The 26,158-nt window shown below is 38.5% G+C and carries 23 protein-coding genes; 6 read left to right on the top strand and 17 right to left on the bottom strand.

Annotation, left to right across the window (positions count from 1 at the left end):
* Positions 1–125: type IX secretion system membrane protein PorP/SprF (locus ABS768_RS10120; RefSeq protein WP_408074855.1), on the bottom strand; the 125-nt coding region annotated here is incomplete at its 3' end.
* Between the two features lie 66 nt (positions 126–191).
* Positions 192–6,326: a fibronectin type III domain-containing protein gene (locus tag ABS768_RS10115; protein WP_408074845.1), complete on the bottom strand. Its 6,135-nt coding sequence runs from the start codon at positions 6,324–6,326 to the stop codon at positions 192–194.
* A gap of 163 nt (positions 6,327–6,489) precedes the next feature.
* On the opposite strand from ABS768_RS10115, the gene hflX reads away from it, so the two are divergent.
* The gene (hflX, locus tag ABS768_RS10110; RefSeq protein WP_408074844.1) at positions 6,490–7,722 is read left to right on the top strand and encodes a GTPase HflX; all 1,233 of its coding nucleotides are present in this window, start codon (positions 6,490–6,492) and stop codon (positions 7,720–7,722) included.
* A gap of 39 nt (positions 7,723–7,761) precedes the next feature.
* On the opposite strand, the gene ABS768_RS10105 is transcribed toward hflX, so the two are convergent.
* The 8 genes from ABS768_RS10105 to ABS768_RS10070 form a co-directional block, all read right to left on the bottom strand.
* A complete protein-coding gene (locus tag ABS768_RS10105; protein ID WP_408074843.1) occupies positions 7,762–7,983 on the bottom strand; it encodes a hypothetical protein in 222 nt (73 codons plus the stop codon).
* 14 nt (positions 7,984–7,997) lie between these two features.
* Positions 7,998–8,396 carry a hypothetical protein gene (locus tag ABS768_RS10100; protein ID WP_408074842.1) on the bottom strand — a complete coding sequence of 133 codons (399 nt, stop codon included), beginning with the start codon at positions 8,394–8,396 and terminating at the stop codon, positions 7,998–8,000.
* A gap of 84 nt (positions 8,397–8,480) precedes the next feature.
* Complete coding sequence (locus ABS768_RS10095; RefSeq protein WP_408074854.1) at positions 8,481–9,365, bottom strand: DUF3078 domain-containing protein; 885 nt, start codon at positions 9,363–9,365, stop codon at positions 8,481–8,483.
* 67 nt (positions 9,366–9,432) lie between these two features.
* The gene (locus ABS768_RS10090) at positions 9,433–9,948 is read right to left on the bottom strand and encodes a DUF2480 family protein (protein WP_408074841.1); all 516 of its coding nucleotides are present in this window, start codon (positions 9,946–9,948) and stop codon (positions 9,433–9,435) included.
* Positions 9,949–10,080: 132 nt separating this feature from the next.
* Positions 10,081–10,404, bottom strand: a complete 324-nt coding sequence (locus ABS768_RS10085; RefSeq protein WP_129750637.1) for an SUF system Fe-S cluster assembly protein — start codon at positions 10,402–10,404, stop codon at positions 10,081–10,083.
* 6 nt (positions 10,405–10,410) lie between these two features.
* The gene (locus tag ABS768_RS10080; RefSeq protein WP_408074840.1) at positions 10,411–10,830 is read right to left on the bottom strand and encodes a SufE family protein; all 420 of its coding nucleotides are present in this window, start codon (positions 10,828–10,830) and stop codon (positions 10,411–10,413) included.
* Between the two features lie 6 nt (positions 10,831–10,836).
* The gene (locus tag ABS768_RS10075; RefSeq protein ID WP_408074839.1) at positions 10,837–11,274 is read right to left on the bottom strand and encodes a hypothetical protein; all 438 of its coding nucleotides are present in this window, start codon (positions 11,272–11,274) and stop codon (positions 10,837–10,839) included.
* A 36-nt stretch (positions 11,275–11,310) separates the two neighbouring features.
* Positions 11,311–12,525, bottom strand: a complete 1,215-nt coding sequence (locus tag ABS768_RS10070; protein ID WP_408074838.1) for an aminotransferase class V-fold PLP-dependent enzyme — start codon at positions 12,523–12,525, stop codon at positions 11,311–11,313.
* Positions 12,526–12,779: 254 nt separating this feature from the next.
* On the opposite strand from ABS768_RS10070, the gene ABS768_RS10065 reads away from it, so the two are divergent.
* The 5 genes from ABS768_RS10065 (at position 12,780) to ABS768_RS10045 (ending at position 18,086) form a co-directional block, all read left to right on the top strand.
* Complete coding sequence (locus tag ABS768_RS10065) at positions 12,780–13,670, top strand: heme/hemin ABC transporter substrate-binding protein (RefSeq protein ID WP_408074837.1); 891 nt, start codon at positions 12,780–12,782, stop codon at positions 13,668–13,670.
* Positions 13,660–14,694, top strand: a complete 1,035-nt coding sequence (locus ABS768_RS10060; protein WP_408074836.1) for a FecCD family ABC transporter permease — start codon at positions 13,660–13,662, stop codon at positions 14,692–14,694. The genes ABS768_RS10065 and ABS768_RS10060 overlap by 11 nt, the downstream gene beginning before the upstream one ends.
* A 1-nt stretch (position 14,695) precedes the next feature.
* A complete protein-coding gene (locus ABS768_RS10055; RefSeq protein ID WP_408074835.1) occupies positions 14,696–15,472 on the top strand; it encodes a heme ABC transporter ATP-binding protein in 777 nt (258 codons plus the stop codon).
* A gap of 17 nt (positions 15,473–15,489) precedes the next feature.
* Positions 15,490–16,527, top strand: coding sequence for a hemin-degrading factor (locus ABS768_RS10050; protein ID WP_408074834.1), 1,038 nt, complete (start codon positions 15,490–15,492; stop codon positions 16,525–16,527).
* A 77-nt stretch (positions 16,528–16,604) separates the two neighbouring features.
* The gene (locus tag ABS768_RS10045) at positions 16,605–18,086 is read left to right on the top strand and encodes a leucine-rich repeat domain-containing protein (RefSeq protein WP_408074833.1); all 1,482 of its coding nucleotides are present in this window, start codon (positions 16,605–16,607) and stop codon (positions 18,084–18,086) included.
* Positions 18,087–18,226: 140 nt separating this feature from the next.
* Here the strand turns inward: ABS768_RS10045 and ABS768_RS10040 are convergent, their stop codons facing one another.
* The 7 genes from ABS768_RS10040 to ABS768_RS10010 all read right to left on the bottom strand — a co-directional run bounded on the left by ABS768_RS10040 (position 18,227) and on the right by ABS768_RS10010 (position 26,082).
* Positions 18,227–19,336, bottom strand: a complete 1,110-nt coding sequence (locus tag ABS768_RS10040; protein ID WP_408074832.1) for an HmuY family protein — start codon at positions 19,334–19,336, stop codon at positions 18,227–18,229.
* Positions 19,337–19,354: 18 nt separating this feature from the next.
* Entirely contained in the window at positions 19,355–21,472 is a 2,118-nt protein-coding gene (locus ABS768_RS10035; RefSeq protein WP_408074831.1) for a TonB-dependent receptor plug domain-containing protein, read from the bottom strand.
* 138 nt (positions 21,473–21,610) lie between these two features.
* Positions 21,611–22,927 (bottom strand): Fe-S cluster assembly protein SufD, encoded by a 1,317-nt coding sequence (gene sufD / locus ABS768_RS10030; RefSeq protein WP_408074830.1) that lies wholly within the window; start codon positions 22,925–22,927, stop codon positions 21,611–21,613.
* A 52-nt stretch (positions 22,928–22,979) separates the two neighbouring features.
* The gene (locus ABS768_RS10025; protein WP_408074829.1) at positions 22,980–23,342 is read right to left on the bottom strand and encodes a four helix bundle protein; all 363 of its coding nucleotides are present in this window, start codon (positions 23,340–23,342) and stop codon (positions 22,980–22,982) included.
* Between the two features lie 43 nt (positions 23,343–23,385).
* Positions 23,386–24,132, bottom strand: coding sequence for a Fe-S cluster assembly ATPase SufC (gene sufC, locus ABS768_RS10020; protein WP_408074828.1), 747 nt, complete (start codon positions 24,130–24,132; stop codon positions 23,386–23,388).
* A 34-nt stretch (positions 24,133–24,166) separates the two neighbouring features.
* Positions 24,167–25,615 (bottom strand): Fe-S cluster assembly protein SufB, encoded by a 1,449-nt coding sequence (gene sufB / locus ABS768_RS10015; protein ID WP_408074827.1) that lies wholly within the window; start codon positions 25,613–25,615, stop codon positions 24,167–24,169.
* Positions 25,616–25,752: 137 nt separating this feature from the next.
* On the bottom strand, positions 25,753–26,082 hold the full coding sequence (locus ABS768_RS10010; protein ID WP_408074826.1) for a HesB/IscA family protein: 330 nt from the start codon (positions 26,080–26,082) through the stop codon (positions 25,753–25,755).
* Positions 26,083–26,158: the final 76 nt, after the last annotated feature.

The raw sequence follows: 26,158 nt of genomic DNA, 5'->3' as shown, positions 1-26,158 counted from the left end.
CCCGCATAGGCAGGGTTGATCACGTTCATGTTATACATGTACTGCGTGTAGTGCGGATCCTGCTGGGCAGAAACATCCGCCAGGCCGCACAGCGCAACAAGCGCCGCTAGGTATATTTTCTTCATGTGTCTTTTGTGTTAATAATTAGTAAACCAAGGGAGACAAAGCCTCCCTTAGCTTTGGTTTTCTTCTTATTCTTCTCTGTTAATGTAAACCCATCCGGTTTTACTATCACCATTACCTAGTTCGATAGAGTAATAGTAAGTACCTGTTGGCAGTTCATTACCTTTTTTGTCCTGACCATACCATTCGTTAGTATAAGCTCCTTGGGTAAACACCTCTTTACCATAGCGGTTAAAAATGCTTATCTTTCTTACATTAAACCCTGTAAGATCGAAGTTATCGTTCAGTGTATCCCCATTTGGAGAGATACCTTTAGGAATCATACAGGCAACAGTATCTACAGTTTCAGAAAGAACTGCCGGACAGCTTACGTCTCCTGTAGGAGTCACCGTCACGGTATATTCTCCCGGTTCTTCTGCAACAACAGAAGTACCTGTTCCAACAATAGCACCTGTTGAATCAGTCCATTCAATAACAACATCAGCTTCAGTATAGTCTTCTCCTAAAGAAACTTCTAAAATATAAAGGTTATCCTCACAACCTGCTGCAATAGTTAAAGCTGGAGTAGGAACTATATCCACAATGAAACTTGTTTCATCTGTACATTCCAAACCTTCAACCTGAGCATAGATATAGATAGTTTGATCTGTTGTTATTTCATCACCCACAGCAAGCATATCACCTGTTCCGTCAGGACCTGTATAATAATTATTATTATCACTTAGTGCAGGAAGCACATAAACATCACATTCTGTCACATTGTCAAGTAAATCGGCAACCGGAGATTCATGAACAATAACAGTTACTGCTTCAGTAGCCTCACAGTCAACAACAACACTTACTTCATAAATACCCGCCTCAGTAGCATTAATGCTTGCTCCTGTTTCCGGCAAATCAGCACCGTCCAGTGTCCATGTAATAGTTGCATCTGCAATATCAAAGTTAATTGGCTCAACAGTTAAAGTGCTGGACTGACCTTCACACACATCCAGTTCGCCTTCTAAAGTAAATTGTGGTGGGTTATCTGAAATAACGATTTCAAATGAACCAATATAGTAACATTCACTTCCTGTTTCCTGTACTCTTACATAAATTGTTTCAGTTGTATTTGTTTCATGCTCATCGGCAAGGTTATCATCTCCACCTGCAATAGCAGCCTCTTCTGTTTCATAGAATGTTATGGTAAAGTTCTCAGGGTTTGTTAATCCTGCAACAAAATCAACCATAGCATCGTTAAGGTCTACAGTTACTATTTCACCTGTTGTACAAATACCAATATCTACAAGGTTATCTACAACAACCTCTTCAGCTAAACGAATTGTAACATCACTCTCTTTAACAAGAAGCTCACCGTTACAGTTTGTATAAGTAGCACGTGCAGTTAGTGTAGTAGGTTCTGTAACACAAACAGTAATATCTTTCTGGTCACTGTAAGTTACTCCGTCCTGTAACCATTCGAACACAACATTAGTGTCTCCATTTGGTGTAAATCTCCATGCTTCTTCAGTAGCAGTCCAAGCACCTGTATTTCTGTCTGTAGGAACATAAGCTTCAGTACCGTCAGCATTTTGAAGCCCAAGTACACCGGCACCATTTTGCCAAGAAGTACATGGTACTCTGTTACCAACATAAACCTCAATTACATTAGAGATCTCGTAAATTACAATTTGAGTTGTTTGTGCACCAACATCAGGGTTATTGTTACAAGTACTGCTAAACTGAGCCACTTCAGAGAAGTTAACTACAAGTGCACGACAAGGATATGTACCTAATACCTGATAGTTAATGTCAGGATTAGCCACATCATTATCCTGGTTAGGATCGATATCCTGATACACACCATAAATAGCATTAAGGATAGGGAATCCTGTATTTGGTATAGTCTGGTTAAATGAATAAGGACAGTATCCTTCAGCATCAGTTGTATCGAAAGAAACAACTCCGTTAGAACCAACTATAACTTCAGAGTAGATTTCTCCAAAGAAACAGAATTCAAAAGGAAGCTCTACTACCGGAGACCATACGTCATCCGTACCAACCGATACCGGAGTACCTCCTGTGAATGGGAATGGCGGAGCATAATCAATAGATTCTATTTCATAAGAAGTAGTTTCACCAGTAAGCATGTAGTTAGCGCTTAGCGGCACACAGTTGTCTTCATCAGGACAAACTATATATTCAGACCCAGGTAATATAATATCTAATTCAGGATCAAATACCTCAACATTAGCACACCCAGGCGGGTTGAATATTGAGAATAATTGTGGTCCTGACCATAAACTGGAATCATCTTCTCCACAAATAGCTCTTACATAGAATTCATAATACTCACCCGAAACAATATCGTTAGCGATATAAGAAGGATCATCGGTTACAATTACAGATGTAGTTGGCTCATCACCAGGAGCACCGGATCCCATAGCCTGAACTACAACTTCCCATTGTGTTTCAGAACCTGTAGGTGTCCATGAAAGGTTAATATAAGAAGCTCCCTGTACTGCTTCAGCTATTAAATCTGTTGGCTGAGGACAGGTTACAACTTTAAATAATACATTATCAATAGCAGCCGGTGGCTGTACTTCAGTAAATGTATTGTTTCTCCATTCAAACACTAATCTAACTGTTTGCCCTGCATAAGCAGTAGCATTGAAGATTTGTGTTTCTGTAGTCCACTCTGGGTTTTGACTGTAATCATCACCTAGTTGTAGTCCGTCTGCATCTGTTATCTGAGTACCTGGTTGAGGCGTAAAGGCTACCGGTACTAACCATACTCTGAAATAATCATTTTCTGATGTATCTCCAGCAGATTTCCAATCAAATGAAAGCTGAGCATCTGCTATAGTTGCAGGAACTTCAATATCTCTAAAAGCATGTACTGTAGAACCTTGATTCGCGGTATATGCATTAGTTACACCACCATCATTTGTAATATATAATGATTTATCAGGGCTATTGCTTACTGCTGTCCCTACAGTCCAAACATTAGGCTGTCCCATATTCAGAAGAGTCCAGTTTGTCTCATCAGCATCAAAGTCATCTTCAAAATCCATTTGTGCAGGTACCTGTGGTAATACAAATATTGCAGGCCCTATCCATAAACTAGTATCCCCTGCTCCACAGTTACTCCTTACCCATACATAGTATATCTCACCAGGAGTCAGATTAGTTGCTGTAGCATTTGTGTCCGGAACATTTTCTGTTGGCGTAGTATCATCATCAGGAGCCATATCAGATGTACTAACATAGTAATCATATGAAAACGGGATTGTTTCCGGCGCTTCCCATGCAATGTCTGCTGTTGTTTCAGTTAAGTTATCTGCAGTTACATTATCCGGAGCAGGACAGGTAATAAGAGAAAGGTTAACATTGTCTACAGCTGCCGGAGGGTTATCTCCAAAAATGCCATCGTTTATCCATTCAAACACAAGTCGGATGGTTGTCCCTTCATAATCTGCAGCTGGTACAACAAAAGCTTCAGATGTCCATGAAGTATTCTGATTATAGTTACCACCTATCTGGTCTCCGTTACTACCATCAATCTGAGTACCTGTTACAGGATTATAGGTAACCGGAACAATCCATACTCTTAAATAATCATAGATACTTTCTCCTTCTGCTTTCCAGTCAAAAGTAAGATATAAGTCTTCTGCTCCCGCAGGAATCTCAATATCCCTGTATGCATGAACAACTGATTCCGCATCATTCGTGTAAGCATTAGTTACACCATCATCATTAGTTATATAAAGGGAACTTCCAGAACCATTACTTGTAGCAGTACCAACTATCCATTTATTAGTTTGAGTACCGTTATTTAATGTCCAGTTTATTGTTCCTTCAAAGTCTTCGCTAAAATCAAGCTGAGCAGGAATTTGTAACGTGTTAATTGTTACAGGGCCAACCCATAAACTTGTGCTTCCGCTACCACAGTTACTTCTTACCCAGAAGTGGTACATTGTAGACGGAGTTAAATTGTTTAATGATACATCTTCTGTTGATACGTTACCCGTAGGTGTTGTAGTATCGTCCGGAGCTGTGTTATCTTCACTTACATAGTAGTCAAACGTAGGAGTTACCGATGTTGGTCCGTCCCAGTTAAAAGTAGCACCGTTTAAAGTTTCGCTACCAGCAGTTAGGTTTGTTGGGATTGGACAATCAACAAACTCAAGATTAACGTTATCTACAGCAGCAGGTGGATTTGTACCGCCACTACCATCGTTTCTCCATTCAAACACAAGTCTCATTACCTGACCTGCATAAGCAGAAGCATTAACATAATACTCTTCGGTAGTAAAGGTAGCGTTCTGATTATGGTTGCCACCTATCTGTACCCCGTTAGTGTTATTAATTAATGTTCCCTGTGTAGGATTAAATGTAGCAGGTACTAACCATACTCTTAAGTAATCATAAGTACTTTCACCATCTGCTCTCCAATCAAAAGAAAGTGTTAATGCATCTATCGTTGCAGGCATTTGAATATCCCTGTAAGCATGAACAACAGTAGTTGATGAATTTGTATAGGCGTTAGAAACACCATCATCATTAGTGATGTAAAGCGATTGAGTTCCGCCATTATTTACAGCATTACCTATAATCCATTTATTGGTTGAAGTACCATTGCTTAATGTCCAGCCAGATACTGCCTCAAAATCATCACTATAATCCAGGTCGCCCGGTATTTGTGTAGTTGTAAATGCAAATGGACCTGCCCAGGCACTAAAAGTACCGTCTCCACAGTCTGCCCTTACATAGTATTCGTAGTTAGTTGAAGGAGTAAACGGAGTACCATCTGTTTTTGCAGTAGCATCAAAGTTAACGTTTGTAGTTACTGTAGTACCGGCACCTGCAGGAATACCCGCGCCATTGTCCTGAATTGCTATTTCCCATGATGTAGCACTATTTGCATCCCATGAAAGATCTGCCGATGCGTCATCAATATTTGTTGCTGTTAAGTTTGTAGGCGGTGCACAGTTAACAACCTGTACTGTTAAAGTATATGGTGTTGATTGTGGTGCAGCATATGTAGATATTACAACATAGTATGTAGTACCCGCTGTAACATTTATTATTGGCATAGAAATAGGGTTCGTACCGTTACCGGTTCCTCCAGCAATACAGTTAACACCTATATCATCACAGCTTTCATAAACAAAAGCTCCTGCAAAGTTTCCTAAGTTAGTCGCATCAATACTAATTACACCATCTGCAGGTGCCGTATATGCATAAACAACATCATCACCGTTAAGGTAAGAACTAGTTGTTCCACAACCTGAAGCACCAGGAGAACCGCTGTAGTCATCTCCATAGCCTGCTGTGTTATCTGTAGTTGAGTATGGTAACGAAGTAATCTCTATAGGCGCAGCACATGTTGCTCCAAGCGCCACTGTACTAAAGTTAAGCGGGTTTGTCCAGTCACTTACGTTTCCTTCAGAATCACAAACCGAACGTACATACGCTTTATAAACAGTACTAGCCTCAAGCCCGGTTGCCTGATATGGCAATGTACCTGTATAAGGCACTCCAACACCTGTAGGCACTTCATCTATAGGAACTATCTCTATTTCCCATGCTGTAGCACCGTTAGCGTCCCAATTAAGCTCTACACTATCCAACCCGGGGTTAGAAAATGTTAGGTTAGTTGGAGCCAAACATTGCTGCACAACACTTACGTTGTCAACCAGCCAATGATCTCCATTGTTACCAGATCTTACAAAAGCAACATAAACATCCTGCCCAACTGCATCAGCAGGCAAGTTAACAGTTACAAGTGTATAATCTGTTGAGACAAAATCATCATCTGTCCACTCTTCAAGAAGAGTATAATCTGCCAAAGATGACGGATCTGATGAAGTAGAAATCATCACTTTTAAAACTGTTCCTTGCGGTCCTGACTGTACCGTTCTTGAATAAAAACGTAACTGCGGGTTAGCAGGCGCAGTAAATTGTGGTGTTACCAACCAGTCTTCAGGTGTACCCGAAGGTACGCTTTGAGCAGCGATGTAAGCGGCATAGTCGCCCTCATAAGGAGGCTGAATAGGACTTCCTAATGGGCTTTGCACCCAGGTAGTAGTCGTACCAGTACCTACACCGTTGTCATAAATTCCCCAATCTGTTGGGGGCCATGTCTCAAAACCTTCCATTGCCAATTGTCCAAAACTGGCAATAGAAAATAATGACATGAAAATCATGAAAGTAAATTTTCTCATAGAATTATGTTAGTTTTGGTAGAATTAAGGAATCAAAATTAAAAAAATATAACATTTTAGTAACTTTTTGTTTTCATTTAACGTTTTCATTAAATTATATTCGATTTTTTTACAAAATCAACTTTCATATATTTTGTATTTTTGCACTCTTTAAATAACATTTATGCTGGAGAAAGAAGAAATTAAGTTTGAAAAAACTGTAATTGTTGGGATTATAACACAAAATCAGAGCGAAGAGAAGCTAACTGAGTACCTTGATGAGTTAGAATTTTTAACATTTACAGCCGGTGGTGAGGTGATAAAGCGTTTTTCACAAAAAATGGAGAAACCTAACCCTAAAACCTTTTTGGGTACCGGAAAAATGGATGAAATCTATCATTTCATTAAAGAAAATGATATTTCGACGGTGATTTTCGATGATGAATTATCACCTGCTCAACAAAAAAATATAACAAAGATTTTTGGAGAATGTAAGGTGCTGGACAGAACCAACCTTATACTCGATATTTTTGCCCAAAGGGCACAAACCTCTTATGCCCGTACACAGGTAGAGTTAGCACAATGCCAATATCTGTTACCAAGGCTGTCGGGAATGTGGACTCACCTTGAAAGACAAAGGGGTGGTATTGGTATGCGTGGTCCCGGTGAAACGGAAATTGAGACCGACCGTCGTATTGTTAGAGACAGGATTGCCCTTTTAAAGGACAAGATCAAAACTATAGACAAGCAAATGTCTGTACAACGAAGTAATCGCGGGGCTTTGGTTAGGGTTGCCCTTGTAGGGTACACCAACGTAGGCAAGTCTACCCTTATGAATACCATAAGCAAAAGTGAAGTATTTGTAGAGAATAAACTATTTGCAACACTGGATACTACAGTAAGAAAGGTTGTTATTAAAAATCTCCCGTTCCTGCTGTCTGACACTGTAGGTTTTATAAGAAAACTACCTACACAACTGGTAGAGTCGTTTAAAAGTACGCTAGACGAAGTTCGTGAAGCCGACCTACTCTTACATGTTGTAGATATTTCGCATCCTGACTTTGAAGACCACATCGCATCGGTTAACCAAATATTACAGGATATAGACAGTATAGACAAGCCTACCATAATGGTTTTCAACAAAATTGATGCTTATAAGCCTCTTGTGATTGACGAAGACGATTTGATGACAGAAAGGACATCTAAACACTATAGCCTGGAAGAATGGAAAGCCACATGGATGAGTAATGTGGGAGAGAAAAATGCACTTTTTATCTCGGCAACCAACAAAGAAAATTTCGAAGAATTTAGGGAAAAAGTGTATGAAGCTGTTAGAGAAATACACATAACACGTTTTCCTTATAACAATTTCCTTTATCCTGATTATAAGGAAAACCATTCTGAGGAAAAAGAATAAAGAAAATCCGGCCCTGTAAAGGCCGGATTTTTGTTTTTATTAATACTCCTTTTCTACTTCAATACCCAAACAAACCTTCTTATAAACACTGGAAAGTTTATCCTTACTTACAGGTAAAAGATAATTATAAACCTTACAGAAAGTATCCGGATTCTCATCGGCAATATAGGCTATATCAGCGAAAAAACCTTCTGCATATTCCCCATCCACATATGGTGCAATATTTGAATACTTCTCAATACAATTTCTTGCATTGGCCACACATTTTTTGATAATTAAACTATTATGCCATCAAAAAACAACCAGTCTCCTTTACTAGTAGAATATGTTAAACCATAAAAAAAACGAAACTCCTTTTCGTTAAGGGGTATAATACTCTCCACGGCATAGTCGGTTGGTTCGCTTTTGGCATCCAGTACCTTCCTTATTCTTGATATATTATCTTTATAATCGTCCAGTGTTCTTAGCGAGTCTATCACAAATACAAGTTTTAATGTATCAGTTATGCCAGTTTCGGCTAATTTGTCCGTTTCTGTTTTCGTAGTCTCAACAGTATCCGCATCATTAACCGTTATTACATTATCATCATTGATTGCTTTATCCTCTTTGCATCCAAAAAGAAAAATGGCACAAAGCATAGTGATAAACAATCTTGTAAAAAATTGGTTTTGCATAGGTTATAATGAATTTAATACAGCTTAAAAATAATAAAAAAGGCTGCCAAAAAATGACAGCCTCTCTTTATATATCATATTTAATTAAAATCCGTAATTAACGGCTACACCAAACACCTGACGTATCTGGAAACCTCTAAAGGCGTTATCGTCATAAATTGTTTGGAACGACAGATTAGTGGTTAAGTAACGGTTTATTTTCATTACTATGTTAAGCTGATAGTCCAAATCGACGTTTTGAGGATCTTCCAGGTAATTGGAATATAGGTTAAGTATATTTTCAAATGATACGTTTTCCCATACCTCAACTTTGTAATAAGCCGATGCGTTGAAACCCAGCTCATAGCGCATTGATTTACCTTCGTCCACTCCAAAATAGGCAGCGTCGGGCAGGGTAAAGTTCTTATCTACAAAAGTGATTTTTGAAGTGGCCGGAGACAGGTTTATTTTAAAGTTATCGTCTTTTTTATACATCATACCCGGACCAAAAAGCAAATAACCCGGAGACATAAAGTTGGTATACTCATCTCTTATCTCTGCACCGTTCTCATCGGTACCGTATTTGTATCCTTTTGCGAACTGAGTTTTAAAGTTTAAAAAGGCAGAATAGTACCATCTTTCGGTAGCCTGTTTACCTAATACCGAATTGATTTCTATCTTATCATCGGTTTTCTTGGTATATGAGCTGTTTTTTGTCCTTACAAGACCGTAAGCGCCAATAAACTTATTATCCCACGCCCAAGGGCCTTTTTTGTAGTTTATATCGTAGTTTATACCTACACTACCCGATATGTTATTCTCTCCACCGGCAATCCAGTTGTCAAAAGTTGACTGGTTAAACAATAAGGATGCGTTTCCTTTTTTCGTCCATGGGCCAATGGTATCATTATCGGCCGCTGCGGCATTTTCATCTTGTGCCTTAGCTGATATAAAACCAAATAACGCAACTGCAAATAGTACTTTTTTCATCATAACTGTGTTGTGGTTTTACACAAATATATGTAAATAGCAGTAAAACCGTACAGTTAACAAAAAGTTAAATCTTAGGTTTTTTGTATAAAGGTACTGATGAACAGGCCTCTCCAAACATAATACTTCGGGCCACAGGCATAAGTTTTTGCATGGCTAACATATAAGCCTCATCGGGTACCGGTTTGTGTGAACAACCCTTAATAATTACGGGTTTTCCCTCATAAGGAGTATAATCCAGACCGTTAAGGATCTCGTTATATATCATTACATCAAGCTGATGCAGTTCTCCCTGCATTACCTTTTTAGCAAAAGGCTGTAAATAGGATGTTATAAGCATGTATGCCCATGCGGGCACAATGGCATCTTCACTACAGTATACTGCCACATACTTATCATGATACTGCTGCCAGTCGTGATTTTTTAATGCATCACGAAAATCTTTTTCCTTAAGCACCAGTCCCTGCCAAAGCCACTGGGTAATATCTATAGTTATTCGTTCTTCTTTCGGGTAATAATCTTCCAGGTCAAAAACCTGAAGGGCACTGTTTGCCACCCTGTTTACTATTTCTTCTTGTTCCATTATTATCAACATTAGAGGTTGTTATCCTGACGAAGGAAGGATCTAAAAATATGATGTGAGATTCTTCATTTCGTTTCACTTCAATCAGAATGACAAACTGTGTTCAATGTAGCTGATGACTGAACACTTTTCTTAAAGCATACCAAGCTCCAGCTTAGCCTCTTCGCTCATAAGGTCGCGTGTCCATGGCGGATCGAAAGTAATCTCAACCTCGGCAGCTTTCACTCCTTCAATTTTTGTAATTTTTTCTTCTACTTCCTGCGGAAGGCTCTCTGCCACAGGGCAGTTAGGCGATGTAAGGGTCATAAGGATTTTTACCTCATGATCTGTATTTACCATTACATCATATATCAGTCCCAGTTCGTAAATATCAACCGGAATTTCAGGGTCATAAATAGTTTTTAAAATCTTTACAATTTCTTCCCCCAGCTGTGCAGTGTCAATTTGCTGTTCCATAGTATTTTAATTTTTAGCCTGAAATGCCAGGGCATACATTTTAATCTGTTTAATCATAGAAACCAGTCCGTTTGCTCTGGTAGGCGACAAATGTTCCTTAAGTCCTATCTCGTCAATGAAAGCTGTATCAGCCTCCAGTATATCGGTAGCTTTCTGGTTTGAGAATACCCTTATAAGTATCGCTATAATACCTTTGGTAAGTATAGCATCGCTATCGGCAGTAAAAACAATATTATCGTCTTTTTGCTCGCCGTGAAGCCAAACCTTGCTCTGGCAACCTTTAATGATATTCTCCTCTGTTTTATATTGCTCATCAATCAGTGGAAGGGAGTTACCCAAATCAATTACATACTGGTAACGCTCTTCCCAATCATCAAACATTGAAAATTCGTCTACAATCTCTTCCTGAATCTCTCTGATATCCATTTTGTTTTATTTCTTTTTAAAATCAGATGCTGCCATAATTTTGTCTACAACATCTTTTATTTCCTGTGGCGGATTACCATGATCAAAGCTTTTGCTCTGGTAGGTTTTATCTCCGCGTATTACTTTTAGGTTTGCTATTGGTGCTGCATCTACCTGATGCTTTACACTTGGCGCCTTAATATCATTAAGCCCTTCAATATTTACCCTCTCAAGTGATTTTAAAAGGCTGTTCCATTCGCCGTTTTTAAGTCCGGCTATAACCACATCCTTAAGGTCTCTGTCTTTAATAGTAATAACCGTATCCTGTTTTACAATTACCTTTTTGTAACTGCCTCTGGTTATGGCTTCATACTCAAACGAAATCTTATCACTTTCCTTTTTAAGTGCCGATGCACATCCTACGGCAAAAAGTGCCAATAGTACAATTGCTGCAAACTTTTTCATACAATAATTTTATCGTAAAAGTAGGTATTTTAAAATTTAACCCAACATTGTTTGCGCTTTCTTAACAGCAGTAACAAGAGCATCTATTTCCTCTTTCGTATTGTAAAAAGCAAACGAAGCCCTTACGGTTCCAGGTATCTTAAAGAAATCCATAACCGGTTGTGTACAGTGGTGACCTGTTCTCACGGCTATGCCCATTTTATCTACAATAGCGCCAATATCATATGGATGGATGTTGTCCACATTAAACGATATTACCGATGTTTTTTCGTTAGCCGTACCAATAATTTTAAGATCTTCAATTTCCAGTAGCTTTTCGGTACCATAAACCAGTAATTCATGCTCATAGGCTGCAATGTTATCAAGCCCTATTGCGTTAAGGTAATCTATAGCCGTACCCAGTACAATACCTCCTTCAATATTTGGTGTACCTGCTTCAAATTTATGAGGCAAATCGGCATAGGTAGTTTTTTCAAAGCTTACCTCTTTTATCATTTCGCCACCACCCTGGTAAGGCGGCAGCTTATTAAGCCATTCCTCTTTACCATACAGTATACCGCTACCTGTTGGACCGCAGGCTTTATGTCCTGATAAAGCATAAAAATCACAGTCCAGTTCCTGTACGTCAATTTTTAAGTGTGGTGCTGCCTGAGCTCCGTCTATAAGTACCGCTGCACCTACAGCATGTGCTTTATCAATAATATGTTTTACAGGATTAATGGTTCCCAGTGAGTTGCTAATATGGTTAACAGCAACCAGTTTGGTTTTTTCAGAAATGCGTTTTTCAAACTCCTCCATGATAAGTTCGCCGTTTTCATTCATCGGGATGACAACCAGCTTGGCTCCTGCCCTTTCGCAAAGCATTTGCCACGGCACTATATTACTGTGGTGTTCCATTGCCGATACCATAATCTCATCACCAGCCTTTACAAATGCAGAAAAACCGCTTGCAACAAGGTTAATACCATGAGTGGTACCTGCTGTAAACAGTACTTCGTAGCTTTGTTTGGCGTTAATGTGCCTTTGAATTTTTTGCCTTGAAATCTCGTAGGCATCGGTTGCCATCTGGCTAAGGGTATGCACACCCCTGTGTATATTGGAGTTTATTTCTCCATAGTATTTTGAGATCGCATCTATAACCACCTGCGGTTTTTGTGATGTTGCCGCATTATCAAAATATACCAGTGGTTTACCGTTTACGGTTTGGTTAAGTATCGGGAAATCAGCCCTTACAGCTTTTATATCAAACATTTTTTTCTCCTCTATTTTTTGCCAACTAATGGCTTTACAACAAATTGGGTACAAATTTACGTCTTGTTTCTGTAATAACAGAATAAATGGCACAGTTTTAAAATATCACTTAATAGATTTTAGCTATAAAACTGCGCCTTAAGTAAACTTACCGTGAAGTTGTTTTATTTTAACATCCTTATTTTTTTTCATTCTAAATAAAAATAATACATTTGCGTTAATTTAGATTCATTAAAAACAATATCATTATCCAGATGAAAAAAATAAGCCTTCTAACCTTGCTTACAATCGCCTTATTCACAATTACTTCATGTAAAAAGAACACTACTAATAACACAGAAATAACAACAGAAAAGGAAACTGAAACTCCTGTAGAAGGTCAGCGTATTGTATCACTAAACGGAGCAGTAACCGAAATAATAGCTGCCCTGGGTCATGAAAGTGAACTGGTTGGTGTAGATGTTACCAGTGCCTATCCCGAATCGGTTAAAACTACTGCGAAGGATTTAGGACATGTTAGAAGCCTTTCGGTAGAAACCATAATGGATCTGCAGCCTACCCTAATATTGGGAACCAGTACAGATATTAGTCCTGAGCTGGCTGAGAAACTAAAAACTGCCGGTATAGAAACACAAATTTATACTCAGGAAATAAGCCCTGAAGGCACTAAAAAGCTAATAGAAGAAGTGGCAAATACCCTTCATAATGATGACTACAAAGCACTACAGGATAAAATAGATACAGATCTTGCTAAAGTGCAAAACTTAGAAAATAAACCTAAAGTATTATTTATTTATGCACGTGGTGCAAACATGTTAATGGTAAGCGGCACTAATACTCCTGTAGATAAAGTAATTACACTTGCCGGTGCTACTAATGCCGTTACCGGATTTGAAGAATACAAACCCCTTACTCCAGAAGCGCTGCTACAGGGTAACCCGGATGTGATTCTTATGTTTGACTCAGGTGTTGGTAGCCTTGGAGGCCCACAGGGTGTGTTTAAATTACCGGGTATGGACAAAACAAATGCCGGTAAAAACAAAAAGATAATCATCATGGACGGTGCTCTTTTAAGTGGTTTCGGGCCACGTCTTGGGGAAGCTGCAGTACAATTAAACAGCCAGTTAGCCGAAAATGCAAAATAAGCTCTCGTTATATATTACCTCCGGAATACTACTGCTGGTTACACTGGCAGTAGTTTCCCTTTATATGGGAGTATATGCCTTTGAAAAACACTCGGTGGCAGAGTTATTTTCGGGCATACTGTCGGGAAACAGCTCAATATCACAAAGCGATCGCTTTGTGCTTTTAAACCTTCGTTTGCCACGCATTACCATGGCAGTACTTATAGGTAGTGCCCTGGCCGTATCGGGCACCTGCCTGCAGGGTATGTTTAAAAACCCTCTTGCCACACCCGATCTTATCGGGATAACATCGGGCGCATCATTATTTGCTGCACTTACCATAGTTTTAGGAAGTTCATTTAAACAATATATCCCCGAAGTATTCCATTTCTCACTGCTTAGTATAATGGCCTTTATCGGGGCGTTGCTAACCATGATACTGGTGTACCGCATTTCCACGTCAAACGGTAAGACCAATGTGGTTATCATGCTGCTTTGCGGGGTGGCTTTTACAGCACTTGGTTTTTCCATAACTGGTTTCCTTATCTATATCTCTAAAGAGGAGCAATTAAGAGATTTAACCTTTTGGAACCTGGGCAGCCTTGCCGGAGCAACCTGGACCAAAAACCTCATTTTAGCTGTAATCGTATTGGTTTCCTATGCTTTCCTTATAAATAAGGGAAAAGCACTTAATGCCATGATGCTTGGTGAGCGTGATGCACAGCATTTGGGAATTCCGGTAGAAAAAATAAAAAAACAAATAGTGTTGTTAACGGCGCTGATGGTAGGTACATCTGTAGCATTTGCCGGAACAATAGGCTTTGTAGGCCTTATAGTTCCGTATATTCTAAGGCTACTGTTTAAATCCAACTATAATATAATCCTACCCCTGTCTGCCGTGATGGGCGGAGTACTACTCCTTACGGCAGATACCATCAGCCGAACTATAGCACAACCTTCAGAAGTGCCTATAGGTATACTTACTGCCTTTATGGGTGCCCCTATTTTTATTGTGATACTAATAAGAAACCGAAAATCAATGTAATATGCTGGAAGCTTACAAAATATCCTATTCGCATAAAAAGCATGCTATACTACACAACATAGATATATCGGTTAACTATGGTGAACTATTGGTAATAGTAGGGCCTAACGGAGCCGGTAAATCGACATTGCTAAGTTTATTAGCAAATGAGACGGGGAAGAACGAAGAGCCTATTTTCTTTAAGAAAAGAACTTTTGAAGAATGGGAACAAATGGAACTGGCTCATAACAAAGCCAAATTCTCACAAAACAACAGCCATGACATTCCGCTATCGTGCAAAGATGTTGTGATGATGGGACGTTACCCTTATTTTAACGCCAACCCAAATCAAAAAGACCATGAAGCTGTACTCAAAGCCATGGACGAAACTGATGTGGCACATTTGGAGAGTCGTGATTACAATTCGCTTTCCGGCGGAGAAAAACAGCGTGTACACTTGGCCCGGGTGCTTACCCAGCTTGACAACGAGGTACTGAATAAGCTTGTTTTTTTAGACGAGCCACTAAATAATCTTGATGTACTGCACCAGCATAGGATATTACATACCATTAAAAACTTTACTAAAAAAGGCAATACCGCTGTGATAGTATTGCACGACCTTAATCTTGCAGCACAATTTGCTGATAGAATAATGCTTTTGAAAAAAGGACAGGTAGTGGCACATAACACTCCGGAGAAAGTATTTACACCCGAAATAATAAGTAAAGTGTATAATTTCCCTTGTACAGTTTGCCCTAATCCTGTTAATAATAACCCGTTAATAATTTTTGGAACATAATAATAAATACCCGAATTATGGATACTATAACCAATAATCTTAAATCGCAGTGGGATGCCCTTAAGGCCGAAAACCCACATTTGAGAATACGTAATGCCGCCGAAAAACTTGGTGTAAGCGAAGCTGAACTTTTAGCTACACAAGCCGGAGATATGGTAACCCGACTTAAACCTGAATTTGCTGCCATACTTACAGAAATCGAAAAGCTTGGTAAGGTAATGGCTCTTACCCGAAATGACGAGTGTGTACACGAGAGGAAAGGTATTTACCTTAACCCTGACTTCAGTAGCCCGTTTGCAGGTCTTTTTGTAGGTGAAGATATCGACTTACGTATCTTCCTTGCGCATTGGGACAAGGCTTTTGCCGTAAGCGAAAAATCAGAGCACGGAAATCGTAAAAGTCTTCAGTTTTTTGGTAAAGACGGTTTAGCTATCCATAAAATATACCTGACAAAAGACAGCAACGAAGCTGCTTTTGACGAACTGGTTACAAAATATACATCAGACAATCAAGATACAGATGAACCTACGGTTGAAGTTGCGTTAAACATTGACGAGAAACCGGATACTGAAATAGACGTAAAAGGCTTTCAGGAAGCATGGGAGACCTTAAAAGACACCCATGCGTTCTTTGGTATGCTTAAAAAGTTTGGCGTTACCAGAACGCAGGCATTGCGTTTGGCTCCAAATGAGAACTTCGCTAAGAAGATTGAAAAAGAAGCTGTGGTAAAAATGCTGGAAGGCGCTGCAGAAACAAAAACCCCTATTATGTGCTTTGTAGGTAACAGAGGAAATATCCAGATACATACCGGACTGGTAAGAAAAACCATGTGGCACAACAACTGGTTTAATGTAATGGACCCTGATTTTAACCTGCACCTTGATATGGATAAAATTGCCCAAACCTGGATTGTTAGAAAACCAACCGAAGACGGTATGGTAACTGCCATTGAGGTATACAACGAACTGGGAGAGATTATCGTTCAGTTTTTTGGAAAAAGAAAACCGGGCAATCCTGAACTTGAAGAGTGGCGAGAACTTATCGCTTCGTTATAATTCGTGTTATCTTTAAATTGTGAACCCCGCTTATGCGGGGTTTTTATATTTTTGCAAAAACCTTTTAAAAAACTAAAATGAAAAAACTTTATGCCTTACCACTGTTATTTGTATCGGCTTTTACTTTTGCACAAAACATTGAGTTTAACGACCCAAATTTTAAAGAAACCCTTATAGCTATAACTGCCGAACCCGATTACTCTTATGCCAAAGACATTAATGATAATTTTATTGTTATAGATGCTAATGGTGACAACGAAATACAAATATCTGAAGCCTTAGAAGTTAAAGAGCTTTTTCTTAATGGCATGCCATATGATATAAATGATTTACAGGGAATTGAGCAGTTCTCAAATTTAAAAACCCTTTCTGCATTTAATCTGTTTTTAACTTCTTTAGATGTCACTTCCTTAAGCTCTCTTGAAAGCTTATCCTGTTTTAACATGCCGTTATCCACTCTTAATATTACAGGACTATCCGGGCTTTCATATTTAAACTGTAGTAATACATCCCTACAATCAATAGATTTTACAGGGGTTGAAAACCTTAAAGAGCTAATATGTACTGAAGTTCCTACGCTAAGCACCCTTAGCTTTTCAATGATTGATAGCTTAGAAAGACTGTTTTTAAATGATAACTATTTAACTTCCTTAGACTTATCAAGCCTTGTTAATCTGGAAATACTTGAAGTTAGAAATAACTCTTTAACGACTTTAGATGTATCTTCATTCTCTGCCTTAACATATTTAGACTGTTCTAATAATAATTTAAGCTCTCTTGATTTACAAAACAGCATAAACTTAAAATCTTTAAGATGTGACATAAATGATTTAACCTCTCTTAATTTAGAGCAATCAACATTACTTGAAACCCTTTATTGTTCTAAAAATGAATTAACCTCTTTAAGTGTCACTGGCCTAAATAACCTTTCAACTTTATACTGCGACGAAAACAACTTAGTTTCTTTAGACTGTTCGGCACTGGAAAGCCTGTTTACCCTAGATTGTCAAAAAAACAACCTTACTTCATTAAATGTTGATAATTGTAATTCTATATATATACTTAACTGTAGTCTAAATGAATTAACCACTTTAAGTTTGGCAACTGCACCGGGTAATGGTATGATAAATGTCGACAGCAATAATCTCGAATCTCTTTATTTAAAAAACAACAGTTTCAATGTTAATATAAACCTTTCCGGTAACCCTGATCTTTTATATATATGTGCAGATGATGATGAAATTGATTATATTTTAAACATTAGCTCTTTAAATGAAGGCTGCATTGTTACATCTCAGTGTTCACTAGGTACATCAGAGTTTGATTTGAACAATGAAATAAGTGTTTATCCTAATCCAGCCAGTAATAACTTAAATTTCTCTAGTAATAATTTAATTATTAATAACGTGGAGATTTATAATCTAATGGGACAATTAATTTTAAAAAGAGATTTAAAAAACTCTACCTCTATAGATATTTCTAATTTCCTTACAGGAAGTTATTTAATAAAGATAAATACCGATACTGGTTTTATTACCCGTAAATTTATTAAGATCTAGTTTTTTATCATATATAAGCCGCTATATAGCGGTTTTTTTAAACAAAATCCCGGCCGGTAACTATGAAATCCGGCCGGGATGCAGTAAAAACAAAAACTAACTTAACTACTGCTTTTTTAGCTATGGATGTTAAAATGATCCTATTGTAACTGTTCGTACTCAAACACCGGGTAGCCACGCTCTCCGGCATCATTTTTAAGAGCCCTGAATAATAATTTGAAAAGCTTACCCGAAGCATCCTTAACCACAAAGAAACGATCTGTTTGTACTGTCATTGTAGTATTTGGACCAGCTTCAGTTCTCCAGCTTACAAACCTGTGATCTTCGGCAGAAGCCTCAAATAGTCCGTAATCAACATCAGCAAATGTAAAAGCATTATATCCTGCCTCACCTCCGTCAGCTTCCTCTGTAACAACCTCGTAAGCCCTTGTACCTCCCAGTATATTAAGCACGGCATAATCGGCAAAAGGATAAAGTACATCTACACCCTGATACGGATAATAGTTAGTAAACGTGGTGAAATTAATATCCCACTCCCCTTTTTTAGGCTCAACCATTACCTCATTATTGTTAACCATACTAAAGAAAGTAAAGTTATATTCGGCATTTTTAGAAATAGTAACCTCCTGATGTGTAGTAGCGTCAATAGGTGCATACTGTAGTACATAATTATCACCATTTCTCAACACACGAATTTTCATCCAGCCACGTTGGTCTCCATCTACATTAACACTACCTACAGCAGGCTCAGTAGCTGAAAGTCCGTAACCCATATTTACCAGGTAAACAAAGTTTTCACTATCTGTAGACGAAACTTCTGCAATAGCAGTACCTTCCCCGTTACCGTCTCCTGTTAGAATTCCGGTTGGGTTATCCACATAGCCTAACGATGCAAGGGTAGCAAAACTCACATTAACAGCAGCATCTGGCTCCTGTACCTCATCAATATTAGTAGTCTCCAGTTTTTTTGCAGCCATTTTAAGCGAACCGTTAAGAATTACCCTGAAATCAGACCCTGAATAGAACCCAAGATCCCAAGCTGTACGCTCCACTACGGCAGACTGTGGTCCGTTCAAACCAATATATACCTGATTCGGTTCGTTTGGCCCTCCTATCTCAGGTTGTATATAAACGGTTTCCTCTACAGGATCAGGCCCCGGATCTATAACGCCTCCACCATTGTTATCGTCACTTGAACATGAGGCTAAAAAGCCTACCGCTGCCGCCAGAATTAAAATACTTTTTTTCATATGATTATATTGAAATAATTAGAAATTAAGGTTATACATAAGTTTTATATAATAAGACCTGCCATAGGCAAGCATTACGCTATTTGAGGCCGCATGGCTTCCGGTTTGCGTACTGCCTGTACGGGTTATATTTGTAACATCAAGCAGGTTTCTTGCTCCAAGGGTAAGGTTAACCCTATTGTCTAAAAATGATTTTATTATAGATGCATCCAGCCAGTTTGTTGCAGGCACTGTGGTAAGCACATATTCTTCCTCATCGGCAGTATACTGCTGCGTTTTACCATTGTATTTGTAGTAAGCCGAAAATGTGGTATTCCACTTAGGCACCCTATATGAAATACTACTATTTAGATTAAGGGTATACAGGTATTTATTATCACTCTTAAAATCTCCATTGTCCAGTTCCTGTGAAATACCTGCAAGCGTAGCACCAAGGGACACAGATAGGTTTTCATACTGTAACTGATTGGTAGTAGATACATTCCACATGTTGTATTTACTAACATTAATGGACTCATACATAGGAACATTATCATCGGTATAGCCTGTAAAAGCAGTAGTAATCCTGTCTTCCACATCCATAAAGCTTACAATCAGATTATTGGTAAGCATTAAGCCCGAATCAAAATAGCTGTTCTTTTTCAGGCTGACTTCATAAGAGGTGCTGGTTTCGGGAATCAGGTTTTCATTACCGGTAAAATGATGCCCTGAAAATATCATTTTGGTATACAGTTCCTCAAAAGTTGGCGTACGGAAAGACTTTCCTACCGCTCCCCTTAACTGATAATCGTTATCAAACAGTTTCCTAAAGCCCAGTGATGCGGCATACTGGTTATCAAAACGCGACTGGAACGAATACCTGAAACCGGGGCGTAGTGAAAAACCTTTAACCACATTCACTTCGGACGAAGCAAACACATCATAATTTTCCAGTCGTTCCCTGATACCCACAAAAACATTATCGGCCTCCTGAACTACAGAAAATCCATTGTTATTAACCAGTTCATAGCCCAATTGCAGTTTCACCACATCGCTTTCAAAGAAGTTACTAAAGGTTCCTGTTGAGTACAAAACCTCCATGGACTGGTCGGTTTCAGTAGAGTTATTTACTTCCTCATCCTGAGTTATGCGGTATAAGAAGCTCTCAACATCTCTCTGTTGCTTTTGGTGCGAAAATGACACATTGTAAGCCAGTTTTGAAAAAAGCTTTCCTGTAGCGTTTAAATGATGATAAAATCTATCTGTAAAGTATCGCTTATCCTGAGCTGCCTTATACGAGCCTAATTCAGTATTAAAAAGAGTTTCAACCTGACTGTTGTAATAGTCAATGTTCTCGTCCATCATTTCAAAACGATAAAAAAACCTGAAGTCATTACGCCTGTAACTTAACAGGGCATTGGTCATAAACTGCTCCTTAGGCAGCCAGTTATAACCTCTGGTATCATCATTAACCGTGTAGTACTGTCCGTTTTTATCGCCCAGATATCCCTGAAAATCGTTTCTGTTTGCATTTAATGAAATAAACCAGTTATCTGTAAGGGTATGTGATACCTGCAGTCCCTGTATATGTCTCCCTTCATCAAACATGGCGTATTCATCACCAATGGTTTCTTCCTGTAGTGTTGCGGAGATTTCCCACTTGTTGTTAGAGGATTTTTTAGTGATTATATTCAATATACCACTAACGGCATTAGCACCATGAGTAACCCCCATTGAACCTTCAATAATCTCTATCCTTTCCACGTCATTAAGGTTAATTTGGGAAAGATCTATGTTATTACCCAGTCCGGCTTCATTAACAAGTGGTACGTTATCAATAAGTATTTTGAAATATAGACCATCCAAACCAAACATACTCACTGTAGATCGGCCGTCGGTTCCACTGGGGCGCACCGTTATGTTTACATACTGGTTTAAAACGTCACCAAGGTTATTTGCTCCAAGCTGATTTATATCTGTACGGGTAATAACACGTACATTTTGAACCGACTTTTTAAGGGATTGTGGCTCAAACTGACCAGTTACAACAACCTCATCAAGACTGGAATTGATATTAACGGAATTCCTTTTTTGCTCCTGTGCAGTAAAGGTTATGTGTATAAAAAAGAAAAGTATTGCGATTTTGCCCGATTGCATTCTAAATTAAATTAGATTGATTCTAAATTGCAAATCTACTCAGGCGCTACCAAATATCCAAATTATTTTTATTAATTCTAAATAAAAGAAAAAGCAGCGCTGTTGGCGCTGCTTTTAAATAGTATAAAAAGGTGTTTATTACAGGTCAAAGCCCATATTTACCCCTAATTTTGTTGCTATAATTTTATTGATCCTGTTTTTAAGTTCAGTAATCCTAATACTTTCTATAACCTCGTTAGAGAACGCATACATCAATAAAGCTTTAGCCTCCTTTTGAGGAATACCTCTTGACTGCATGTAGAACATAGCATCTTCGTCAAGCTGACCAATAGTACAACCGTGAGAACATTTTACGTCATCGGCAAAAATCTCAAGCTGTGGCTTGGCATTTATAGTAGCCTTATCGCTTAACAGTACGTTGTTATTCTGTTGAAAAGCATCGGTTTTCTGGGCAATTTTCTCAACATAAATCTTACCGTTAAATACCCCTGTAGAGCTTCCGTCAAAAATACCTTTGTAATTTTGGTGGCTCTCACAATTTGGCTGAGCGTGGTTAACAAGCGTATAGTGATCTACGTGCTGCTTACCGCTAATAATAGTGATACCTTTAAGCGTACTGTCTATATTCTCTCCTTCATGATAGAAGTTAAGGTTATTGCGTGTTATGTTACCTCCAAATGAGAAAGTATGAACACTCACGTTACTGTCACGCTTTTGCGAAATATAAGTATTGTCTATAAGGTTTGCTGTTAAAACGTCATTCTGGATTTTGTAATAATCCACATTGGCATTTTCATGAGCGAAAATCTCAGTAACAGAGTTAGTAAGCACCGGATTGCTGTTTAGGCTCTGGTGTCTTTCAATAATCTGTACCTGTGCGTTTTTACCAACAATCACAAGGTTTCTTGGCTGTACCATAAGTGCAGCCTCATTACCTGTAGAGAAACTGATAATCTCAATAGGCTTATCAGCTATCTTATTTTTAGGAATATTGATAAAAGCTCCTTCGTGGGCAAATGCTGTGTTTAATGAAGTCAGGCTTTCATCCTTATTGGCAATCTTATTAAAATAGGTATCTATTACTTCCTTGTATTTAGGCTTTGTTAATGCCGATGACATCAGGCAAACATCAAGACCTTCGTGCGTGGTGGAAGAAAGGAATGAGCTAAATATCCCGTCTATAAAAACAACTTTATAGCTATCAATTTCATGCAGGAAATACTTTTTCACCTCAGCATAACTTAATGCGTTTTCCTGTTTTGGGAATACGCTAAAGTCATTTTTAAGCACCGCGTTAAGCGATGTATATTTCCACGCCTCTTCCTTTTTGGTTGGAAACCCTTTATTTTCAAAGTTCTTTATAGCCTCTGTACGTATGTTGTGTAAATCAGCATTCACATCTACACGCTCTTCAAAAGCCATGAAAGAAGATAATAATTTCTCTTTTAAATCCATTTAAGTCAAAAGTTTATAAAGTTGAAAGTCATAAAGACCTCTCCTTTGTACTTTATTTATTCAGATATTTTATAAAGCCGCTAAGCAGCTTGGATATTTCTCCTATTTTGGCAAGTAATTCTGTAAACACTTGCCTGTCTATATATTCCAGATCAAAAGCTAAATACAACTGTGACCTTATCTCTCCGGCAGAACCTTTAGCTACATATAAAAAATGAATAAATTCCTTATCTGTATTTCGCTCAAAGCCTTCTGCAATGTTTGATGAAACGGAAACCGAAGCTCTTCTTATCTGTCTGGCGAGGTCAAAATCATTTTTAAAAGTTCTTGTTTCGGTAACTTCATAAATCCTTTTGTTGAAAGCTCTGGCTTTTTGCCATGAATTAATTTCCTCAAAAGAACTGAACTTTGCCATTAAACAACCTTTAGACTTTATGACTTTAAGACCTTAGACTGAATTAATTCTCTGATTTAATCCAGTCGTAACCTTTTTCCTCAAGCTCGTAAGCAAGCTCTTTACCCCCTGATTTTACAATCTTACCATTGTAAAGTACATGAACATAATCAGGAACAATATAGTCAAGCAGCCTTTGGTAGTGCGTAATTACAATTACAGCGTTGTCTTTGCTGCGTAATTTATTAACACCGTTTGCTACGATACGAAGTGCATCGATATCAAGGCCTGAGTCGGTTTCGTCAAGAATAGCCAGCTTTGGTTCAAGCATAGCCATCTGGAATATCTCATTACGTTTTTTCTCACCACCCGAAAAACCTTCGTTTAACGAACGTGATAAAAACTTCCTGTCAATTTCTAATAATTCTGATTTCTCACGGATTAATTTCAGCATCTCGTTTGCCGGCATCTCCTCTAGCCCTTTAGCTTTACGACTCTCATTAATTGCCGTTTTCATAAAGTTAGTTACAGATACACCCGGGATCTCTACCGGATACTGGAAAGAAAGGAAAACACCTTTGTGTGCTCTCTCTTCCGGAGCCAGTTCGCTCATATCTTCTCCTTCAAGAACAATTTCCCCATCGGTTACCTCATAATCCTCTTTACCTGCGATAACAGAAGAAAGCGTACTTTTACCAGAACCGTTAGGGCCCATTATAGCATGAACCTCTCCTGCTTTTACTTCAAGGTTTATACCTTTTAAAATCTCTTTATCTTCAACACTTGCGTGTAAATTCTTTATTGATAACATAAAAATATATAATGGTGTATTTTTTAATAATTGATTAACCTACAGAACCTTCAAGGCTTATTTCAAGTAATTTTTGAGCCTCAACGGCAAACTCCATAGGCAGCTTGTTTAAAACTTCCTTACTAAACCCGTTCACAATAAGTGCAATGGCTTTCTCTGTAGGGATTCCCCTCTGGTTACAGTAAAACACCTGATCTTCACCAATTTTACTTGTTGTCGCCTCGTGTTCTATTTTTGCGGTAGTGTTTTTAGATTCTATATACGGGAATGTGTGTGCACCACAACTGTTCCCCATAAGTAATGAATCACACTGCGAGAAGTTCCTTGCATTTTCTGCTCTCGAAGCTATTTGTACCAAACCACGGTAGCTGTTTTGAGATTTACCTGCCGAAATACCTTTAGAAATAATAGTACTCCTCGTATTTTTCCCAAGGTGAATCATTTTAGTACCGGTATCGGCCTGCTGGTAATTGTTTGTAACGGCAATAGAGTAAAACTCCCCTACCGAGTTATCTCCTTTAAGTACACAGCTTGGGTATTTCCATGTAACAGCAGAACCTGTTTCAACCTGTGTCCATGAAATTTTAGCATTCCTCTCACAAAGTCCGCGTTTGGTCACAAAGTTGTAAACTCCACCTTTACCTGATTTATCACCAGGGAACCAGTTTTGTACAGTAGAATATTTAATTTCGGCATCATCAAGAGCAATAAGCTCTACTACAGCAGCGTGTAGCTGATTTTCATCGCGCGATGGTGCTGTACAACCCTCAAGGTAACTTACATAACTTCCTTCGTCTGCCACAACAAGTGTACGCTCAAACTGACCTGTACCGGCCTGATTGATCCTAAAGTAAGTAGAAAGTTCCATTGGGCATCTTACGCCTTTTGGTATATAACAAAAAGAACCGTCTGAGAATACGGCAGAATTAAGTGCTGCATAGAAATTGTCTTTTTGTGGTACTACGGTACCAAGATATTTCTTAACCAACTCAGGGTGATCCTTAATAGCCTCCGATATGGAACAGAAAATAATACCTTTTTCTGCAAGTGTCTTCTTAAAAGTAGTAGCAACAGATACCGAGTCCATCACGATATCAACCGCAACACCTGCAAGCTTTTTTTGCTCATCAAGAGAAATTCCCAGTTTTTTGAACGTGTCCAAAAGTTCGGGGTCAACCTCATCAAGGCTGTTATATTTCGGCTTTTTCATTGGTGCCGAGTAGTATGATATATCCTGAAATTTAGGTTTCTCATAGTGTACGTTAGCCCATTCCGGCTCAACCATTTGTTCCCATGCCCTGAAAGCTTCAATTCGCCATTCGGTCATCCATTCCGGCTCTTCCTTTTTTAAGGAAATAGCACGAACAATGTCCTCGTTTAACCCGTTAGGGAACGTATCTGATTCTATATCCGTATAAAAACCGTACTCATACTCCTTGTTCTCGAGTTCGATTTTTAATTCTTCTTCTGTGTACTTACTCATCGTTTGTTTCGTTTCAGGTGGAAAGTTACCGGTACATAGTATACCGAAACATTACTGAAATACCTATATATTCTAAATTCGTTTACGTTGTCATTTTTCAGGATTCAATGTGTAACCTGAAACCTGAAACATAATAATTAAAGCGAAAAACTTTCCCCACAACCGCAGGTTCTGCTTGCATTTGGATTATTAAATACAAATCCTTTACCGTTTAGTCCTCCCGAATATTCCAGGATTGTACCTGCCAAATACAGGAAGCTTTTTTTATCTACGGCAATTTTTATATTGTTATCCTCAAACACTTTGTCATTTTCTCCAAGCTCTTTGTCAAACTTTAAATCGTAAGAAAGCCCAGAGCATCCGCCACTTTTAACGCCTACCCTCACATAATCGGTAGCAGCATCAAATCCATCATCTTCCATAAGGCTTACGACTTTCTTTCTTGCTGTGTCAGAAACTTTTATCATAATTCAACAATTTACATTTAATCTAATTTAGTGCAAAGATACCACCATTTTTACAGATTGCAATAGCAGATAACCT

This window comes from Flavobacterium rhizophilum, from assembly GCF_046000485.1.
Lineage (GTDB): Bacteria > Bacteroidota > Bacteroidia > Flavobacteriales > Flavobacteriaceae > Flavobacterium > Flavobacterium rhizophilum.
Note: the sequence above shows the minus strand (reverse complement) of the source record. Positions and strands in the feature narration are given on the sequence as shown.

What these genes read in the sequence shown, in the direction of transcription:
- ABS768_RS10115 (WP_408074845.1), bottom strand. Translation starts at nt 6,326, where the DNA reads ATGAGAAAATTTACTTTCATGATTTTCATGTCATTATTTTCTATTGCC.
- hflX (WP_408074844.1), top strand. Translation starts at nt 6,490, where the DNA reads ATGCTGGAGAAAGAAGAAATTAAGTTTGAAAAAACTGTAATTGTTGGG.
- ABS768_RS10100 (WP_408074842.1), bottom strand. Translation starts at nt 8,396, where the DNA reads ATGCAAAACCAATTTTTTACAAGATTGTTTATCACTATGCTTTGTGCC.
- ABS768_RS10095 (WP_408074854.1), bottom strand. Translation starts at nt 9,365, where the DNA reads ATGAAAAAAGTACTATTTGCAGTTGCGTTATTTGGTTTTATATCAGCT.
- ABS768_RS10090 (WP_408074841.1), bottom strand. Translation starts at nt 9,948, where the DNA reads ATGGAACAAGAAGAAATAGTAAACAGGGTGGCAAACAGTGCCCTTCAG.
- ABS768_RS10085 (WP_129750637.1), bottom strand. Translation starts at nt 10,404, where the DNA reads ATGGAACAGCAAATTGACACTGCACAGCTGGGGGAAGAAATTGTAAAG.
- ABS768_RS10080 (WP_408074840.1), bottom strand. Translation starts at nt 10,830, where the DNA reads ATGGATATCAGAGAGATTCAGGAAGAGATTGTAGACGAATTTTCAATG.
- ABS768_RS10075 (WP_408074839.1), bottom strand. Translation starts at nt 11,274, where the DNA reads ATGAAAAAGTTTGCAGCAATTGTACTATTGGCACTTTTTGCCGTAGGA.
- ABS768_RS10070 (WP_408074838.1), bottom strand. Translation starts at nt 12,525, where the DNA reads ATGTTTGATATAAAAGCTGTAAGGGCTGATTTCCCGATACTTAACCAA.
- ABS768_RS10065 (WP_408074837.1), top strand. Translation starts at nt 12,780, where the DNA reads ATGAAAAAAATAAGCCTTCTAACCTTGCTTACAATCGCCTTATTCACA.
- ABS768_RS10060 (WP_408074836.1), top strand. Translation starts at nt 13,660, where the DNA reads ATGCAAAATAAGCTCTCGTTATATATTACCTCCGGAATACTACTGCTG.
- ABS768_RS10055 (WP_408074835.1), top strand. Translation starts at nt 14,696, where the DNA reads ATGCTGGAAGCTTACAAAATATCCTATTCGCATAAAAAGCATGCTATA.
- ABS768_RS10050 (WP_408074834.1), top strand. Translation starts at nt 15,490, where the DNA reads ATGGATACTATAACCAATAATCTTAAATCGCAGTGGGATGCCCTTAAG.
- ABS768_RS10045 (WP_408074833.1), top strand. Translation starts at nt 16,605, where the DNA reads ATGAAAAAACTTTATGCCTTACCACTGTTATTTGTATCGGCTTTTACT.
- ABS768_RS10040 (WP_408074832.1), bottom strand. Translation starts at nt 19,336, where the DNA reads ATGAAAAAAAGTATTTTAATTCTGGCGGCAGCGGTAGGCTTTTTAGCC.
- ABS768_RS10035 (WP_408074831.1), bottom strand. Translation starts at nt 21,472, where the DNA reads ATGCAATCGGGCAAAATCGCAATACTTTTCTTTTTTATACACATAACC.
- sufD (WP_408074830.1), bottom strand. Translation starts at nt 22,927, where the DNA reads ATGGATTTAAAAGAGAAATTATTATCTTCTTTCATGGCTTTTGAAGAG.
- ABS768_RS10025 (WP_408074829.1), bottom strand. Translation starts at nt 23,342, where the DNA reads ATGGCAAAGTTCAGTTCTTTTGAGGAAATTAATTCATGGCAAAAAGCC.
- sufC (WP_408074828.1), bottom strand. Translation starts at nt 24,132, where the DNA reads ATGTTATCAATAAAGAATTTACACGCAAGTGTTGAAGATAAAGAGATT.
- sufB (WP_408074827.1), bottom strand. Translation starts at nt 25,615, where the DNA reads ATGAGTAAGTACACAGAAGAAGAATTAAAAATCGAACTCGAGAACAAG.
- ABS768_RS10010 (WP_408074826.1), bottom strand. Translation starts at nt 26,082, where the DNA reads ATGATAAAAGTTTCTGACACAGCAAGAAAGAAAGTCGTAAGCCTTATG.